At 52.8% G+C, this 17,639-nt stretch carries 16 protein-coding genes; 9 read left to right on the plus strand and 7 right to left on the minus strand.

Annotated elements, in window-relative coordinates; translation table 11 throughout:
- Positions 1-16: 16 nt before the first annotated feature.
- Genes ACFOET_RS06865 through ACFOET_RS06880 form a run of 4 tightly spaced genes read right to left on the minus strand, consistent with a single transcriptional unit; the run spans position 17 to position 3,336 of the window.
- Positions 17-1,156: a type II secretion system F family protein gene (locus ACFOET_RS06865; protein WP_379020926.1), complete on the minus strand. Its 1,140-nt coding sequence runs from the start codon at positions 1,154-1,156 to the stop codon at positions 17-19.
- The gene (locus ACFOET_RS06870) at positions 1,153-1,653 is read right to left on the minus strand and encodes a PulJ/GspJ family protein (RefSeq protein ID WP_379020928.1); all 501 of its coding nucleotides are present in this window, start codon (positions 1,651-1,653) and stop codon (positions 1,153-1,155) included. The genes ACFOET_RS06865 and ACFOET_RS06870 overlap by 4 nt, the downstream gene beginning before the upstream one ends.
- A complete protein-coding gene (locus ACFOET_RS06875; protein ID WP_379020930.1) occupies positions 1,650-2,009 on the minus strand; it encodes a type II secretion system protein in 360 nt (119 codons plus the stop codon). The genes ACFOET_RS06870 and ACFOET_RS06875 overlap by 4 nt, the downstream gene beginning before the upstream one ends.
- Complete coding sequence (locus ACFOET_RS06880) at positions 1,987-3,336, minus strand: hypothetical protein (RefSeq protein WP_379020932.1); 1,350 nt, start codon at positions 3,334-3,336, stop codon at positions 1,987-1,989. The genes ACFOET_RS06875 and ACFOET_RS06880 overlap by 23 nt, the downstream gene beginning before the upstream one ends.
- Before the next feature lie 571 nt (positions 3,337-3,907).
- Here ACFOET_RS06880 and ACFOET_RS06885 point away from each other — a divergent pair.
- From ACFOET_RS06885 to ACFOET_RS06920, 8 genes are all read left to right on the plus strand, one after another.
- Positions 3,908-5,863, plus strand: coding sequence for a type II secretion system protein GspD (locus ACFOET_RS06885; RefSeq protein WP_379020934.1), 1,956 nt, complete (start codon positions 3,908-3,910; stop codon positions 5,861-5,863).
- Between the two features lie 7 nt (positions 5,864-5,870).
- Positions 5,871-7,103 (plus strand): hypothetical protein, encoded by a 1,233-nt coding sequence (locus tag ACFOET_RS06890; RefSeq protein ID WP_379020936.1) that lies wholly within the window; start codon positions 5,871-5,873, stop codon positions 7,101-7,103.
- Positions 7,100-7,636, plus strand: a complete 537-nt coding sequence (locus ACFOET_RS06895; RefSeq protein WP_379020938.1) for a hypothetical protein — start codon at positions 7,100-7,102, stop codon at positions 7,634-7,636. The genes ACFOET_RS06890 and ACFOET_RS06895 overlap by 4 nt, the downstream gene beginning before the upstream one ends.
- A gap of 7 nt (positions 7,637-7,643) precedes the next feature.
- Positions 7,644-8,630, plus strand: coding sequence for a fibronectin type III domain-containing protein (locus ACFOET_RS06900; RefSeq protein WP_379020940.1), 987 nt, complete (start codon positions 7,644-7,646; stop codon positions 8,628-8,630).
- Between the two features lie 12 nt (positions 8,631-8,642).
- Positions 8,643-9,158: a hypothetical protein gene (locus tag ACFOET_RS06905; protein ID WP_379020942.1), complete on the plus strand. Its 516-nt coding sequence runs from the start codon at positions 8,643-8,645 to the stop codon at positions 9,156-9,158.
- Positions 9,155-9,817, plus strand: a complete 663-nt coding sequence (locus ACFOET_RS06910) for a toxin-antitoxin system YwqK family antitoxin (RefSeq protein WP_379020944.1) — start codon at positions 9,155-9,157, stop codon at positions 9,815-9,817. The genes ACFOET_RS06905 and ACFOET_RS06910 overlap by 4 nt, the downstream gene beginning before the upstream one ends.
- Positions 9,818-10,000: 183 nt before the next feature.
- A complete protein-coding gene (locus tag ACFOET_RS06915; RefSeq protein WP_379020946.1) occupies positions 10,001-12,460 on the plus strand; it encodes a penicillin acylase family protein in 2,460 nt (819 codons plus the stop codon).
- Positions 12,461-12,462: 2 nt separating this feature from the next.
- Positions 12,463-12,831 carry a hypothetical protein gene (locus ACFOET_RS06920; RefSeq protein WP_379020948.1) on the plus strand — a complete coding sequence of 123 codons (369 nt, stop codon included), beginning with the start codon at positions 12,463-12,465 and terminating at the stop codon, positions 12,829-12,831.
- Here the strand turns inward: ACFOET_RS06920 and ACFOET_RS06925 are convergent.
- On the minus strand, positions 12,809-13,744 hold the full coding sequence (locus ACFOET_RS06925; protein WP_379020950.1) for a sugar phosphate isomerase/epimerase family protein: 936 nt from the start codon (positions 13,742-13,744) through the stop codon (positions 12,809-12,811). The genes ACFOET_RS06920 and ACFOET_RS06925 overlap by 23 nt on opposite strands.
- Positions 13,745-13,926: 182 nt before the next feature.
- Between ACFOET_RS06925 and ACFOET_RS06930 the strand changes: the two genes are divergently transcribed.
- Complete coding sequence (locus ACFOET_RS06930; protein ID WP_379020952.1) at positions 13,927-14,259, plus strand: hypothetical protein; 333 nt, start codon at positions 13,927-13,929, stop codon at positions 14,257-14,259.
- Between the two features lie 145 nt (positions 14,260-14,404).
- Here the strand turns inward: ACFOET_RS06930 and rodA are convergent, their stop codons facing one another.
- Complete coding sequence (gene rodA / locus ACFOET_RS06935) at positions 14,405-15,676, minus strand: rod shape-determining protein RodA (protein ID WP_379020954.1); 1,272 nt, start codon at positions 15,674-15,676, stop codon at positions 14,405-14,407.
- Positions 15,669-17,624: a penicillin-binding protein 2 gene (mrdA, locus tag ACFOET_RS06940; RefSeq protein ID WP_379020956.1), complete on the minus strand. Its 1,956-nt coding sequence runs from the start codon at positions 17,622-17,624 to the stop codon at positions 15,669-15,671. Before mrdA ends, rodA begins: the two co-directional genes overlap by 8 nt.
- Positions 17,625-17,639: the final 15 nt, after the last annotated feature.

Genomic DNA, 17,639 nt, shown 5'->3' on the forward strand with positions numbered 1-17,639 from the left:
CTTATGACGGAACTTGCTACCCAAACATATCGCCCATCTGGAACATCGGCAAGTACATGGCGATGAGGACCAAGCCAACGAAGAGGCCGAGGAAAACGATGATCAGGGGTTCTAGCAGGGCAGCGATGGTCGCCGATTGGTACTCGACTTCATCGTTGTACTGGTCGGCTACCTTGCCGAAAAAGTCTGCCAGTTGATTCACTTCCTCGCCAACCTTCACTAAGGAAATCAGCTTTTTGTCGTATATCGGGAATATGGCCAGGCTTCCATGCAACGCATGGCCGTGCATCACACGATCTTCAACAGCAGTCAGTGATCGTTCGATAGGGTAAAAGCCGACCATCTGTCGGCACAGCTGCAAAGCGCGGATGAGCGGGATTTTCGCACCCGTAAGCAGGGCCATGGAGTTGCAAAACCGGGCCAGGTAGATCTTTCGAATCATACCGCCGAATACCGGCAGATGAAGCATCAGCCACGACATCCACTTGCGGTTCCATTCGTTGTCCCGGTGCACATACAGCCATACCGCGACGGCGATCACCGTCAATAACATGAGGGGGGCGTATTCACGGGATGCTGCGGATATGGACACGATGACCTGCGTAATTGCCGGCAACTCGTTGTCCGAGCGCTGAAAGATATCTGCAAACATGGGCACGATGAAGTTCATCATAAAGAAAATCGCCCCGAATGAGGTGAGCATTACGATGACTGGGTAGGTAAGGGCACTGGTAATTTGCCGCTTTTGTTTGAGGCGCTTTCGAAAAAACAGCGCAAGGTCTTGCAAAACTAGTGCTATCTTGCCCGTTTCCTCGCCGATCTGTATGCTATGATATTCATACGGGGTGAAGGATTTGTGCTGTTGCATAGCTAGCGAAAGCGAACTTCCTTGCACTACGGCGGTCTGCACCGCTGTAAGCATCGCCGCATTTTTCTTGTTATGCTGCTGGCCGATGAGCATATCGAATGCGGCTTTGAGGTCGATGCCCGCTTGTAGGAGGATGCCCAATTCGTGGTAGAACGATTCCTTTTGCTTTTCGCCAAACGGGGAAAATAGCGTATAATCTCTCGTCAGCCAATCGGCCGACTTGCGGGAAGCACTTATCGCCGGCCGGCCCGTAGCCTTTATTTTCTGGATGTCGATGCCGTTGCTCATTCCTTAATTTGGGTTAGCTGCATAAGTGTTGCGGCATCATACTGCTTATAAATGGTAATGGGCAGCGACCTGCCTCTCACCTGAACATAAAGTGCAGCCTGATCGGCCAGTAAACCGGTTGTTCCTTTGAGCCTTGAACGGTCATACCAAGAAGCTACGCTGTCTATTCGGATATGAAACGTATCGGCGATGAAGCCTTCATGGCGAATACATAGTGAATCACCTAATACATATTCGATAATACGGTCACCGGCAAGAAAGCTTAGCTCGCTGTCCCGGTAGCGGATTTCTCCGCTACGTTTGGTATCCGCCTGCAACGCACGGTGTAGCCGGTTGAACTCACCGAAGGATTCAAGTTGCTGCGCCATTGTATCGCCCTGCCGCTGCGCGAATCGTATGCCTGCATATACGAAGGATATGGTCAGCGCCGTCAGTACCAAAGCGATCATGGTTTCGATGATGGTAAATGCTTGCAGTTTGTGCTGATGGATGCTCATTGATCGTGGATAATAATCTCGCGGTATACCGCTTCTTCATCTGTGCCCTGTTTCTTCGCCCGCAGCTCCAGTAGTAGCAGCAACGTATCGCCCTGATAAGGTTGCACGGCCCTATCGATTGCCAGCCCGTCGTCCCGCTCGTACTCCGCGGGTGTATAATCTTTTGTGCGCTTTGTTTCCTCGGCGAGGGCTTTCAGCTCCAGGTGCAAGTTTAACAAATTGTCCGGTCTTTTCCAGCCCATCTTTACATAAAGCGTCGCGGCGATAGCCATAACCAAGGTGATGATCACCAAAGCGACCAGCACCTCGATAAGCGTGGATGCTCTTAGCCATTTAGGGGAGCGGTGACGACGCATAGGATGTGCGGATTGACTGTTCGTCATTTTTCTTGTCTAACCAGTTTAAGACCTTTCCAAGCCTGCCTGCATTGAGCAGTGGGCTTCCCGCATAGTGAGGAGACAAGCCGGTGAGGTCCATCACGCCGTTCAACACGAAGTTCTCATACAAGCTGGACGGTGTCTGAAGCGTGAACCTGCGGCACAGCGTGATGCCGTTTACCGTGCCCTTGAGCTCCAGTAAACCACCGGCGTATACTTGACCGTTTACAATCGCTGACTTTCCGATCATCACGTTGGCCAGCAATTGCTCGCTACCTGGAAAGTGGGAAAATACTAGTCCATTCACTACGCTGGCACTGTCTATCCGGACTAGCGGCTGAAACGCGTATACGATGCTGTCTTTGGGGATGTTAACCAGCCCTAATATCGATGGAAAGCCAAATGTACATTCCCTACCAACAACGAGCGAATCACGCGCAAACGCTTGCAGGCGCCCCTTAAACCCATCTGCAAATCGGATGGCGGGTGCAAAGAGCAAAATATTATCCAGCAAGGCATCCGCAGCGACCGTCACTGCCCGGTCAGCGACGATGATGATTTGTCCGGTGATAGATAGCCCCGATACGGTGATACTATCCAAACCATGCAGCACTAACGGCCGGTCGTGAAATGGTTGATGTAACGAATCGCCCGCCGTGGCAACAAACCAGTCACGTGCAGAAATTACCCATTCCGCTTCGGATGCGGGTTGAAGGTATTTCGCTAACCGTTCAATAATGGCACTGTTTAGTGCAGGCAGATTCGCTCCGCTATGCCGCATCGTGCCCCCATGGATAACCTCGTCATAGGCATACGCCTGGTTCTCGATGTACGACTTGCGGATGCCTGCTTCTGGAAGGAAGGCATCGCCTTGGATACGGGTTTCTCCCGATATCGACAGTGGACGGTTCTCATCTGCCAGATACAGCGCATACCGTTCCGAATCGGTAAGCACGCGCCCGATCAGGAAGGTACTGCTCAGCGTATCTCGCTGTTCGTAGGTATAGGTGATGCCGACGTCGAATGCCCCCCAGGGCCGCCGGATGAGGATCGCGGAATCCCGTCCGTCGCCAAACAGATCCATGGCCGTGGTATCCCCATAAATTGTGGTTTCCTGGGTAAGCAGCAGGCCCGTCGCCGAATGAAGGTTTCGCTGCAGCCGTTCATGTCGGAAAGCTTGTGCGGCATATTGGCGATGATACTGGAGTAGTAACAACAGACCACCCGTCAGCACGCCGATGATAACAGCGAGCAGCAGGGCGAGCAGCAAGGCTCCGGATTTGAGGTATATGGGCGGTTTGAACATTGTTAGCTACCGTGTGAAAGTAGAGAGATCGAACGGCAAATGCAAAAAAATATTTGGAAAATTTAAATTTATGTTCGTATTATCGTGGTTGATAAGAAACATCGGCATAAATGGCACCTATGATTGCGATACCAAGCCTTGGCAGTTTATTATAATAGACATTTTGAAAAACCTTCGGATGAGGCACATGAGTTAATTAATTCGAAGTCTAAATAATTATGTATTCAATTGTAAGAAAGAAAGCAGAAAAGGAAAAACCACAGAGACCATTTAGACAGCAAACGGGAACAACGGCCCAAACCGAAGGAATAATCAGCAGAAACGATATCAGGCTTTGTAAATGTAGCGCAGTTATAGCGACAGGGGCGGCATAACACGATATGGCACTGGCTGTGTGTGTCTAATGCCACTGCACAATATAGCTTAGGGTATGTGTGCCGAACCGTTTTATTAAACATTGGTAGAAAGTGCGTTGCCATTTTTTAATTTTTGAACTATATATTGAAAAAATCCGTAGGTTAGCCTGACATGATCAACGCTTAATAGTACTGACCGAATAAAAACTTAACCATTGAGAGGAACACTACCTGCCTGCCTTGCCTATACATGCCTGTTGGCTGTATTGTCTATATTGCCCCTGCGGTCTTCAGCACAGCAACCCGACCGGATCGCTCAGCTTGAGCAACGCCTAAAGAACCTTTCGGCGGAACTGCCGGGCATCAATGCGAAGGTGTCGTTGTCGGTATCGGGTGCTTCTGCACAGGAATTCCTGCGCGCGCTGGCGGAAGCCGCTGATTTAAACATCAACGTGGATCCTGCCATAGAAGCGCGGATTTACAACAATTTCCAATCAGAGACAGCACTAAATATCCTTCTGTTCATCTCCCAGGAGTACGGCCTGGACATCAATTTCATCGGAACGATCATTTCCGTCCGTCCATTGAATCCGCTGGCCTACCGCCTGCCGAAACCCATTGAAGCGGATTTCAACGCTGAGCTGGGCCAGTTGACGCTTGCCCTCGAAAACGACAGCTTGGTTACTGTGGCGCGTGCTATAACGCAAAGGAGCGGAACCAATGTTATCGTCACCAATGAGCTGCGCGATCGAACGGTGACACTGTACGTGCAAAACATGGAGCTCGGCCCGGCGCTGCGCCAGTTGGCGTTTAACAACGGGCTGAAGCTGGCCGAAACGGCGGACGGGGCTTTCGTATTCATGCCGCTGGGTCAGCGTGAAGAGAATTTCATCAATAGCGATGCCGAGCTTGCTACCCGCAGGCTCACGCGCTCTGCTATCCAGGACACCGGAATGGAAGGGCAGGGCGGCAGCCTCTATGTAGAACCACGAGGCACGCACACGACGGATTCGCTGCCACTGCTCGATGTGGAGGCGAGCAACACGCCGATCGAAGAGGTGGTCAGGCATGCAGCAGATCAGGTAAACGCCAATTACTTTCTTTTCAGCGCACTACAGGGGACCATCACCACAAGGCTGAGGCAGGTAACGTTTGACGACCTGCTGACGGCACTGCTGCGTGGGACGATGTATTCCTATAAACAGGAAAACGGCATCTACCTCATCGGTGATCGCCGGCTGGAGGGCTTACGTGAGATGCACGTAATCCAGCTGCAGAACCGTTCGATAGACACTGTCCAGGCGATGATTCCGGCGGAATGGCGCCAAGGTGTGGAAGTCAAGGAATTTCGGGAGCAGAATACGCTGCTCGTGGCCGGCCCTGCACCGCAGGTAAAGGAAATTGTCGGTATTATACGCCGACTGGACACCAGGGTTCCCATGATACTCATTGAAGTGACCATGCTCGACATCCGCAAGGGGTATAATATTAAAACCGGTATCGCTGCCGGTGTGTCCGACAGCGTCCGGACAGGAGGGACAGTGCTGCCCGGCATTGACTATACGTTCGGTGCGGCATCGATCAATGATTTCCTCTCCCGCATCGGCACGGGATCTTTTAATCTGGGACGGGTGACACCGAATTTTTACGTGACCCTGAGTGCCCTGGAAGACAACAGCAACGTAGAACTGCGTTCGGTACCCAAGCTGTCCACGCTCAATGGGCACACGGCGTCCCTCAGCATCGGGAGTACCCGCTATTACCGACTCTCCACGCAGAATGTGATGGGATCGCTCAGCCCGCAGACGGTGGTGACAGAACAATACAACGAAGTGAATGCGGACATGACCATCAACATCAAGCCCATCGTATCAGGCGATGAGCAGGTGACGCTGAACATCAACATCGACATTTCCGATTTCACGCATGATACGCCCATTGATGAACCTCCGCCGAGCACGACAAGCAGATTCGAATCGATCGTTAGGGTGCGTAACGAGGAGACTATCGTACTGGGCGGCATCGAACGGTTCGAATCCGTTAACAATTCGGCGGGTATTCCGGTGCTCTCTCGGCTGCCCGTGTTAAAATGGCTGTTCAGCAGCCGGAGCAAAGGAAGGAACAAGGTGGTTTCAGTGGTATTCATCAAGCCGACCATCATTTACCAATAGTGGATACATGATTGCATCAATGACCGCTTACCTCAGGCACATCCCGCAACTTGCGGGGGTGGAAGTGCTCCTCGGCGAGGGCGGTTCGTTCAGCGCGAACGTTGCGCTAGTACGACGTGCAGGGAGAAAAGTGTACTTCGTCCGCGGAGAATACGGCCTGACGTCATATCGCGCCATCAAGGAGCATGTGCCCCAGGGGATGCCGGTTATGTTCGTCATCGGCGGCAAAGGTGTTATCCACCGGGCGGTGGCGGGCGGCTCGGAAGAAACCGGTGCGGAGCTGCTCAAGCGGATATTGCCGAATGCGAAGCCGGATGATTTCTACATGCAAATGGTTGACCTGGACGATATTACCATGGTATCCGTAGTGCGGCGTAGTGTGGTTGATGCCTCCGTGGGTGATGCCGAGACGTTCGGTCTTGCAACGATCGGCGCGGCTCTCGGTCCATTTTCGCTGTCCATTTTCGGTGATGCTATTTTCGGTGGTCATACAGGTGGCTATACAGTCGGCCGCCACCGGATGACACTCCGGGAGGGAAGGATAACAGGATACGACCTACTTGCCGAAAGCGATGAAAGCGACACAAAACGAGTGGATGTCGGTGGTGAGCAGTTGACCGACCGGTTGGCTGTAGCGTTCGCTTCGGCTTTTCTGGCCATCAGCGAGATCCCATCTGCACAGCTACCGGTTGCCGATGCCCAGCATAGAGCGTCGGAATACCGGGGACGCTGGGCGTTCAGGCGCTCAGCGGTTGTGCTGATGGCCTTTTTTATCATCGTCCTGCTAGGGAATGCTTTTTTTTTCCTGCATTATTCAGATAGCATAGCGGATCTGGCCGGCAGCGACGGGCTTTCCATCCAGCGGGAGATCGATGAGTTGCAGCGCCAATCGGCGGAACGTGATGCCTTGCTATACGGGTTGCAGCATGCCGCTGTACCGAGGTGGGGGATGTCATTCATGGCCGATCGGCTCGCCGGTACAGTGCCGGAGGGCATACTACTCGATGAGCTGGCCCTGTACCCGAGGGATGAAGGCATGAGCCGCAAAGAAAGGCGGCCGGTACATCTTCCCGCTGTTATCCGTATCAGGGGCACCTGTATGGATGTAACCCAGCTGAACGGTTGGGTCGGGGCTGTCAGGAAGCTTGCGTTCTGTCGGGCGCTGGAAATCGACAGTTATGCATATGATGAACGGAGCGGGGCGGGTGTGTTTGCCCTGAAAATCACGTTGGAACCATGATAGCATTTTTTGATCGGTACGATTGGCGGATCAAGAACCGCTTGTTATGGGCCGTGGCGGCACTTTTCCTGGTTGCCTGTTATCAGCTGGCAGTCAAGCCGACCCTAGCCCTGCGAAGGGAATATCATGTGCAGCGGGCGGGCGAAGCGAAAAGACAGGCAAATTTGCTGGTGCTTGATCAGTTACGGGATCAGGCGCGCCGGGCCGGCCGCCTGTTTGCCGTGGATACTTCCGCCACGGGTGATACGGCGCTGTCGGAGCCGGAGCGTATTGCATTGATGGCCCAGCACTGCGGTGTGCACGTACGCAGCCTGCCGGCCCCCGAACGGCTGGGAGCAGAGACATTGCATCTGTATTATACGGAATACCAACTGGGCGGGGGATTCGAAGGGCTGCTTCGATTGCTGCGCGATGTCGAGGGGCAACAGGGAATAAACCTGCTGAGCGCCTCGTTTGTTAAACGGGCCCATTCCACCACGAGGGCGCCCGAACTGCTATTGCAACTGCGCACGGTGAGACTGGCGAAAAATTGATTGAAACATGGAAAAGCTATTGAAATATCCAAAGATCCAATTTAGACAGGCCAGGTACTGCCTATTGGCAATCATCGCAGCTGCGGTATGGTGTATGGGGGCGTGCTCAGAATTTTTTGAAAAATCCATCACCGATGACAGCATCGTGCTGTTATCGCCCGGAGCTGATGCCGAAACGAACACCTACCTCGTGAACTTCCTATGGGAACCGCTTGACCATGCGCTACAATACCGACTGCAACTGGCGTCGCCGTCGTTTGATTCAGCAGCGCTATTCCATGCGGACACGACGCTTGAAAAAACCATGTTCAGTACTACCTTGCAGCCAGGCCGGTACGAATGGCGGGTGAGAGGGCTGAACGGGAGCAGCGGGACGGCTTACACGACCCGGGCTTTTACCATACACGAGGCTGCGCTTAGTATGCAAACGGTGCTACAGGTATCGCCGCAGGACAATTTCATCACGTCGCAGCGCAAGTTGGAAATGGAATGGCAGGGCATCTTTAGCGCCAAAAGCTACCGATTGCAGGTGGATTCCAATGCTTTTGCGGACGAGGACAATCTGTTGCTTGACCGCTCGGTGGCCGGCACGTCATTCGCCTATGACGTCTTAGACGAAGCGAGGCACCAGTGGCGAGTCCGCGCGGAAAACGACACGGCACAATCCCGTTGGTCGATGGTGCGCAGCTTCATCCATGACCGCACGCCTCCTTTGCCGCCCGCGCTGACTGCGCCGGCCAACAATGTACAGGTAAACCGTCCGGTATCGCTGCAATGGAATGCTAGTCAAGATGCTGCGTTTTACAGGCTGTACGTATACAGGAGTGACTCCACGCTGCTGAGCGCGCATTTTCCGCTCAGGTTGGAAACCACATCGTATGCTTTTGACGCTGGCACACGTGGCGAACGCATCCTTTGGCGGGTGCGGGCTACGGACCGTGCGGGCAATGAAAGTGGATACAGCGACTGGCGCAGTTTCGTGATCAGAAATTAGTCGGGAGGGGAAATGAAAAAAAAACTTACGTATCCGTTGCTGGCGCTCGTAATTTTGCTTTGGGGCGTGATTTTCCACCGTCTTTTTTCCGGGCTTGGGGATCGCGCCGAGCCGCGCACAACACGGATGGAACCGGCAAAGCGGCCAGCGGCTGAACCGCATGTGGACGACACCCTGCTGCTGGATTACCGCGATCCTTTCCTGGGGGCTCCAGACGATGAGGTGGCCGCAACGGAAGAATACCTGCCGATGGACAATGGATATCCAGAAGAAATACCTTATGTCGACTGGTCGCAGGTGCGGTATTACGGCTTGGTAAGCGGGCATGGCGCTGGAAAAACCGTGGCTCTAGTTCATATCAACGGCAGGGATTATATGCTCAAGCCGGGAGAGTCCGTTGACGGATTTACGCTGCTGGGCAGCATGACCAATACCGTTAAAATGAGCCACCAAGGACAGGTGGCTTCGATCACGATACAGGGAAACGACGGCGAGCAATTCCCATTAACTACCGAAATGTACCAATGAGGAAACAGCTTATCTTTATCTTTACAGTATGCACGGGCATGGCGTGGTGCATCCCGGTATCGGCCCAGCGGTATCTCGAAAACGCTATTCCGTATCGTAACAGCGCTCTGCTTCGCACGGATGGGGGCATTACTGAAGTTAACTTTACCAAGAAGGAATATCTGGGGCGGGCAGAACCAGGGATAATCTATTATTCTTTTTACCGCGATAGCATATACCGGACCCAGGGCGGCTACCATGGCCGCCCGCTGCACGGCAGATACGTAGAACGATATCCCGACAGGAGCCTGAAAGTGCTGGGAAATTATGTGTATGGCCTGCGAAACGGAAAGTGGCAGCACTGGGACAATGGCGGTGTGCTCCGCAAAGTATCCCGCTGGAAGGAGGGAAAAGAAACCGGAAGGTTTGCCATCTATGATACCACTGGTAGACTACGGCAAAAGGGGTTCTTGCTGGATGGAAAATTTAACGGCATTGTTTCTACGTTCCACGCTCGTGATACGATCCAATTGGAAAAGGCACGCTACGATTATGGAACAAAAATAGAAACGCCGAAAAGGAAAGTGCTAGGTAGCGTATATGATCGATTTCGGTCTTTATTCGGTAATCGAAGCGTTGCAAAAAGTGAAGATAGTAGCGATTTGCGTTCGATAAAATAGCTTAAAAATACGTTTGCTCTAGTAAACAATTGTAAACGGGACAAACACAGGAGCCGCGGGAACAACTTGAGAGGTATGGCTTTAAGCTTTCGCAATTTTCAAGCGCTATATTTGGACATGTAACCGACATTAGCTAAGTTTGGACGTGTAAACGCCTTAATTGAAGAAACAACGCCTAAATATATGAGATTCGTCAAGCATTTTTGGCCATTGTTAATCGCGGTGGCACTGATTTACATATTCCACCATTCATGGGGTATAGTTCCGCCGCTGGGCAAGGTATTCAGTCCGTTCGGGGGCTTTCTGCAGAACGGCAAGGGCTATTCTGGCACATATGATTCTGATGTTATCGTTAAAGGCGTACAGGAAAAGGTGACCGTGCATTATGATGATAACGCGGTACCCCACATTTTTGCGCAGAATGATCATGACCTTTACTTCTCACAGGGCTATGTGATCGCCCGGGACCGCCTGTGGCAGATGGAATTTTATACGCTCGTCGCTGCCGGACGGCTAAGCAGCGTGGTAGGCGAAGGGGCACTGGAATACGACCGCTTCAACAGGCGGCTGGGAATGGCGCGATCAGCAGCGGTTATTGCGGAGCGGCTGAAGGGAGATTCCGTGGCCAACCGGATATTGGAAGCCTATGCGGCGGGGGTGAATGCGTACATTGATCAATTGTCCTACAAGGACCTGCCGGTGGAATACAAGCTGCTGAACTACAAGCCAGAACGGTGGTCGCCTTACAAGTCTATTCTCATGCTCATGAACATGCGGTATACTTTGAACGGCGGAAGCAACGATGCCAGGTTGACCAACGTGCTGGCCAAATACGGCCCCGACGTGGTAGCTGACCTATTCCCTGACTATCCCGCTAAGGAGTCGCCGATTATTCCGGAAGGAACAGACTGGGCGTTTACGCCCGTCGGCCCACCACCCATGCCGGACACGGTGGCGGCATTGCCGGACAGCAACCTGTTGGCCATTAACATGCCTGTGCCACGCCCCGAAGTCGGAAGCAACAACTGGGCGGTGGGCGGAGGCAAGTCGGCTACCGGTCTACCTATTCTTGCCAACGACCCGCACCTCCAACTGACCCTGCCTTCCATCTGGTATCAAATGCAGCTTTCATCGCCGGATGTTAATGTATATGGTGTCGCACTCCCCGGTACACCGGCTATCATCATCGGATTCAATAAGGATGTGGCGTGGGGGGTGACAAACACAGGATCTGATGTGATGGATTTTTACCGGATCCGGTTCCGCGATGGTGGATTTGACGCGTATTGGCATGAGGGGGAGTGGAAGCCGGTTGCCATGCATATTGAAACGTTTCCCGTAAAGGGCGGACGAAAGGTTTCGGACACGCTTTACTATACGCACCACGGGCCTATCGTGTACCATGACGCGAAATCGGCGAATTATACCAGCAGCATCCCCGTGGGCTATGCCATGCGCTGGGTTACCAACGAAACGGATGGGGCAGATGTGCTGACTTTCTATTACCTAAACCGTGCTGAAAACTATGATGATTACCGCAAGGCGTTGAGTCATTTCACCGCGCCGGCCCAGAATTTTGTGTTTTCCAGTAACGGAAATGATATCGCTATCACCGCTAATGGAAAGCTACCTCTGAAGTGGAAAGGGCAGGGGAAGTATCTCCTCGATGGGACATTGGCATCGCACGACTGGCAAGGCTGGATTCCCAAGGAACACAACCCAATGGTACTGAATCCGACGCGGGGATTCGTGAGCTCGGCCAACCAGTTTCCCACAGACACGAGCTATCCGTATTACCTCGGCTGGAAGTTTGCCCACTCCAGTCGGGCACTGCGCATAAATGAACGCCTCGAAGCCATGAACGGCGCTACGGCTGATAGCCTGCGCATGTTACAAAACGACAACTATAATGTGGACGCCCGCCGGGTGCTGCCGCGGCTGCTGAACGCCTTGGCGGCCGACGATTCCATCCGCCAGTCGGCCGAATTTGATGCCGTCGAACGGTGGGACTATCAGAACAGCGCCGACGCGGTAGGGGCTACCATTTTTGAAAACTGGCTGGACGATTTGCTCAAAGGAATCTGGAGTGACGAATTCCCAACTGATGAGCGACTGCTCTTTCCCAGCCTCGACCGTACGTTCGAGCTGATCATCAACGAGCCGGAGGCTAAGTGGTTCGATAATGTGAATACACCAGACATCGTGGAGACGGCCGACGATATCATCCGTGAGACCTTTAAGATTGCGGTAGCTAAATTGCAGGAGCGGTATGGTGATTTTTCCCCTAAAGCTTGGGCATGGGCCAAGGTCAAGCGAACACGCATTATGCACCTGGTGCCAAACTTCAGGTCGTTCGGCCGCACAGCGGTCCTGAACGGCGGCGGCAGTGGCATTGTCAATGCTACCACGGGCACGCATGGCCCCTCATGGCGCATGGTGGTCCAATTGGATAGCGAGTGGCCGAAGGCTTACGGCTTGTACCCTGGTGGCCAGTCGGGCAATCCGGGAAGCAAGTATTACGATAATATGATCGACCGTTGGGCTAACGGGGAGTTGGACACTTTATTATTTATGAAACATGCGGACGAGCAGTCCGAACGGCTACAGCACCGCATGTTGCTGAACCCAAAAAATAAGAATTGACCATGTTGTACCTGCTGATTATTTTGTTCGGAGGGCTATTGTCATATTTCGGCCCGTGGTGGGCGATGGCTCCGGTGTGCTTTGTGCTTTGCTGGTGGCGCTCGGAAATGGCCCGGCAAGCGTTCTGGGTGTCGGCATTGGCCGGCGTAACGCTGTGGCTGGGGTATTCGGTTTACCTCCACGCCGTATCGGGGGTCGATCTGGTTCACCGTGTATCGGGCATCTTTACCGCGGGAGTACCCGCGCTGGCCAACCTGCCGGGCGTAGTGCCGGTATTTAGCATCGTTGCTTTGCTCGCGGCGCTTATCAGTGGCTTTTCGGGGCTGGCGGGATTGCGAATAAAGCAGTTTATACGCCGGCCTCGCGGATAACAGCCAGCGTTTTCCGCAGACCGGTTTCGGCCACTTGCTGCAGGTCCTGCTTCCAGTATTCGGGGTTGTATAGCTCCAGCGACACACATTTGTCGAATCCGATGGCCTTGAGGTCTTGAAGCGCTTTGGCAAGCGGCAGCACGCCATCGCCGGGGTATACGCGATGGCTGTCGTCCAGTTGATCGACCGTAGGGGTGGCCGGAGCGTCTGCAAACTGAAAAATGGCGATGCTTTTGCCATTGATAAGGGAAAGCCCTTCGAACCCGCCCTCGGAAATGTGCATATGATAAGTGTCGGGTATCACCAGCGCGTTAGGATGGTTGGCATCCAATGCAACGGCCATGGCCTGGCCGAGGGTCTTTAACGGGAAGTATTTGACAAAGACGAGCGCAGCCTGCAGGTTGAAATCATTTTTAGCCAGCTCAATGATGTCGCGGTAGCGTGCAGCCACCCACCGTTGTTCGTAGTGTTCGCCAATCGTGTTTGGGATGGTCTGGATATGTTGCGAACCAATATCGGCAGCCATGCGCATGCGCCGTCGCGTATCGGGGAGTGATTTCTCAAATAACGCTGCCGTGGGGGGCAGGGCATTCCATAGTCCGATGACACTTGGAACAAAAAGCCCGAGGTCCTGGATCTCTTTTCCCAGATCCTTTAGGTTTCCTCCTTCGCCTTCGAACTGCTCCAATTCACTGTCCCACGGTTCAATAGCATCATATCCTGCCTTGGCGGCTATCTTGACTTTCTCCCGCAGTGATGCGGGCCTGATGGTAGCCGTATCAAGACAGATCGGCCAAGGGCTGGCGCCTTGTTGATAGCGCTTTTTTTGCACATCGCGGGCCACGGAGTCCAGCGGGCTCATCAGCAAAGCGCCCGATGCCGCCCCCAATGCAATGAATTTTCTACGGTCCATACTGGTTAATTGCTAATAACTGTTTATGACCGGATAAATATATGGAAATTTTTTTTTGCCATCGCCCCTGCAACGCTGCCCGGCCGCGGAGGGGCGGCGAAAGCAGATGCGAAATGCGCGCTTATTACATCAATGTAAACACAAGCGCACTTCCCGTGTTATAACCTAAAACAAGTTATACTATGAGCACATCCCGATCCATGACTCCAATGTCCGCCGTATTGGAACGCATACGTGAAAAAGGCTACGGCCGTGAACTGACCATTGCGAATGACGGTGCGCACTTCGAAGGCGCATCAGACACGTACAAGGCCGAACAGCTTACCATTGTTAAAGTGTATCGCTTCGAAGGGGAATCCGATCCCGCTGATATGTCAGTGATCTATGCCGTCAGGGCGGACGATGGCCAGGTTGGGTACCTGATGAACGCATACGGCACTTATTCCGATCAGGACAACCCGAACTATGCCGATTTTATCCGCCGCGTAGCTGTCGATGAACAGGAAGATTTATAAACAAAAAGGGATTGTGATAAAAAAATAATAAAATTTTTACAAAAAGCTTAGGATTTTATTAATAATCTATTACATTTGTCGTCATTCATGTGTGCAGCCATTTGCGTAGCGCCCTGCATCCTTTGCAGGGCCGCGCATTTGGTAATTAAACAATCCCTTTCCGGTTCGCGTCGAATTTCAGCATGATAAAAAGCAGGATGGTGAAACTCCATAGCGAGGAACCGCCATAGCTGATGAATGGCAGCGGGATACCGATGATGGGCACGATGCCGATGGTCATGCCGATGTTGATCGCGAAATGGAAAAACAGAATGGATGCCACACCATAGGCATAGATGCGGGCAAAGGCCGTCCGCTGGCGCTCGGCGATATTAACGATCCGTAAAAGGAGTGTCAAGTAAATGCCGACGATAACTATCGACCCCACAAAGCCCCACTCTTCGCCAATGGTACAGAAAATGAAATCGGTACTCTGCTCAGGGACAAAATTGTACTTTGTTTGTGTGCCCTGGAGATAGCCCTTGCCCCAAAGCTGGCCTGAACCGATGGCGATCATGGATTGGTTGAGGTTGTATCCCTGACCGCGGGGATCATCGATTTTGCCCAGCAACACATCGATGCGGTTACGATGATGGGATTGTAATACGTTATCGTAAACAAACTCCACGCAAAAAACATACGCGGCTGAAATGACGAACAGCGTAATGAGCGTAGTGATAATTTTCCGTTTTTTACGAAAGTAGTATACACCGAGGGCGCAGATCGCAGCCAGCACCGCGATGACTGCCCAATGGCTAAATGCCAGGGTGACCACAAACAAGAGGATACACAACGCGCCGAAGAACATCCATGGGCCGGAAATATATCCTTCGCGATAGAAAACAAAGACCAATGCGAAAAATGCCAGTGCTGATCCGGTATCAGGCTGTAGCATCACCAGTGCTACGGGAAACAGCACAATGATTCCGCCCAGAAAGAGCGTTTTTAGGTTGGGGGTTTTATTGCTGTTGGCGCTAAGATACCGCGCCAGCAGCAGGCAGGTGGCCAACTTAGCAAACTCCGAGGGTTGCAGCCTGAAACTGCCAATGGGTATCCATGCTTGATTGCCGCCGACATTGCGCCCGATAATAAGCACCGCAATCAGCAGCAAGACCGTGATGGCATACAGGATAGGGGAAATGGAACTGTAGAATTTGGCATCCACGATCAGCATCGCGACGGCGATCAGCATCGCTGAAAAAATATAGATGGATTGCTTGCCATAGTTCGTCGCCATGCTGAATAATCCGGGATGCTCCGGGTCGAAGACGGCCGCATGGATGTTGAACCACCCGATGATGCACAGGGTGAACCAAAGCAGGACGGTGAACCAATCTACATCACCGCCGAATAATTTATGCCGATGGGGATTACTCATGCCTGCTCGCTAGTACACTGTGGTGAACAAATATTGCCTCTTCCTCTTCTTCAGGGTCTTTCCGCGGGGAGGGACTTGGCTTTGGAGCCGACCTGACCGTTTCCTGTGGCTTTTCAGTCTTGGGCTTGGGTAATAAATCGGCATTGTATATCCGGTCTTGAATGTATTTGGGCAGCGTAATGGTGTCTTTCAGGTATTTCTCGATCAGCATACTCGCGATGGGGCCAGCCCATGTACCGCCGTAACCGGCGTTTTCTACGAAAACGGCAATGGCGATTTTCGGGTTTTCCCGGGGAGCAAAGGCAAAGAAAACGGCATGGTCGGCACCGTGTGGGTTTTGAGCAGTGCCCGTCTTGCCGCACATCTCAATGTCTGCGATACGCACGGAGTACCCTGTGCCACCGGGTACGTTTACTGCCCGGCTGAGGCCTTCAATGACCGGCTCATAATACTTTTCATCTACGCCGGCAGATATTTTTTCGGTAAATTCGGGTTTAACGATCTTCTGCTCGCCAATGGCTTTGATCAAATGTGGCCGATAATAGAAGCCCCGGTTGGCGATGATCGCCATGATATTGGCCATTTGCAGCGGGGTGATACCCATTTCACCTTGTCCGATGGACAGGGAAATATTGAAGCCGGATCCCCACCGCGCATTGCCATATCGCTTGGTATAAAAGCTGTCGGTGGGCAGCAGCCCGCTTTTTTCACCGGGCAAATCGATACCGAGGGGCTGGCCAATGCCAAATTTCATCACGGCCTCGCGCCACAGCTTATAGGCATCAGGTGACGGCATGCCGCGGGAATCAATCATCCGCGCGTAGGTATAACCGAAATAGGTGTTGCATGAACGCTGCATGGCTGTGATCAACGGAATAGAGCCGTCTACGTGGGTACACCGCATGATGGCCCTGCCTCCGCCATAGCGGTAGCCGCCCGGGCAATTGAAGACGGTGTTCATATCAATCACACCAGCCTGCTGGGCCGTCAGTGCTGCTACCGCTTTGTAAATCGATCCCGGCGGATACTGTGCCTGTATCGGCCGGATGAACATCGGTTTGTGAGGATCATTCAGGAGTTTTGCATAGTTATTGCCCCGTTCGCGGCCCACCATCATGTTGGGGTCATAGCTGGGGCTGCTTACAAAGGTGAGTATCTCTCCGGTGGCCGGCTCAATGGCCACCACGCTCCCTATTTTGTTCTTCATCAGGCGTTCCGCAAGAATCTGCAGGTCTTTATCCAGTGAGGAGACCAAGCCGTCCCCGGCTACAGCCAGGGTGTCATATTTGCCATCGGCAAATGAACCCTGTGGGCGGTTGAATGCATCGACCAAGACGTTTTTTACGCCACGCTGTCCGCGCAGCAACTCCTCATAGGCGCTTTCGACGCCGCTGGCGCCTATGTAATCGCCAGGACGATAGAACCTGTTTGACTGTTCGATATCCCGGTCGTTGACTTCACGGATATATCCCAGGAACTGGGCAGCAATGCTATCTGGGTAACTGCGCACCGTACGGTTCTGCACATAAAAGCCTCTGAATTGATAGAGGTGTTCCTGAAGCTTAGCATAGGCGGTCGCGGGGATTTGTTTCTCAAATTGGGAGGCTTTATATGGGGAGTATTTGCGTGCCACTTCCATACGCCGGATGAACCCCTCCTTGTCGATACCCACCAGGTCGCACAGCAGCGCGGTATCGAGATCTTTTACTTCCCGCGGTGTCACCAGCAGATCATATACCGGTTCGTTCTGGACGAGCACCTTGCCGTTTCGGTCGAGGATGACCCCACGGGCGGGATAAATGACCATTTTCCGGAGCACATTGTTGTTTGCAGACAGCAGGTAAGAATTATCCACTAACTGTAGATAGAACAGCCGTGCGGTAATAATGACCGCTACCGCTATAAAAATGCCCTGAATGATGTATTTTCGTTCAAATAGACCGTTCATTTACTCCTGTAGATG

Source organism: Parapedobacter deserti (assembly GCF_042646065.1).
Taxonomy (GTDB): Bacteria; Bacteroidota; Bacteroidia; order Sphingobacteriales; family Sphingobacteriaceae; genus Parapedobacter; species Parapedobacter deserti.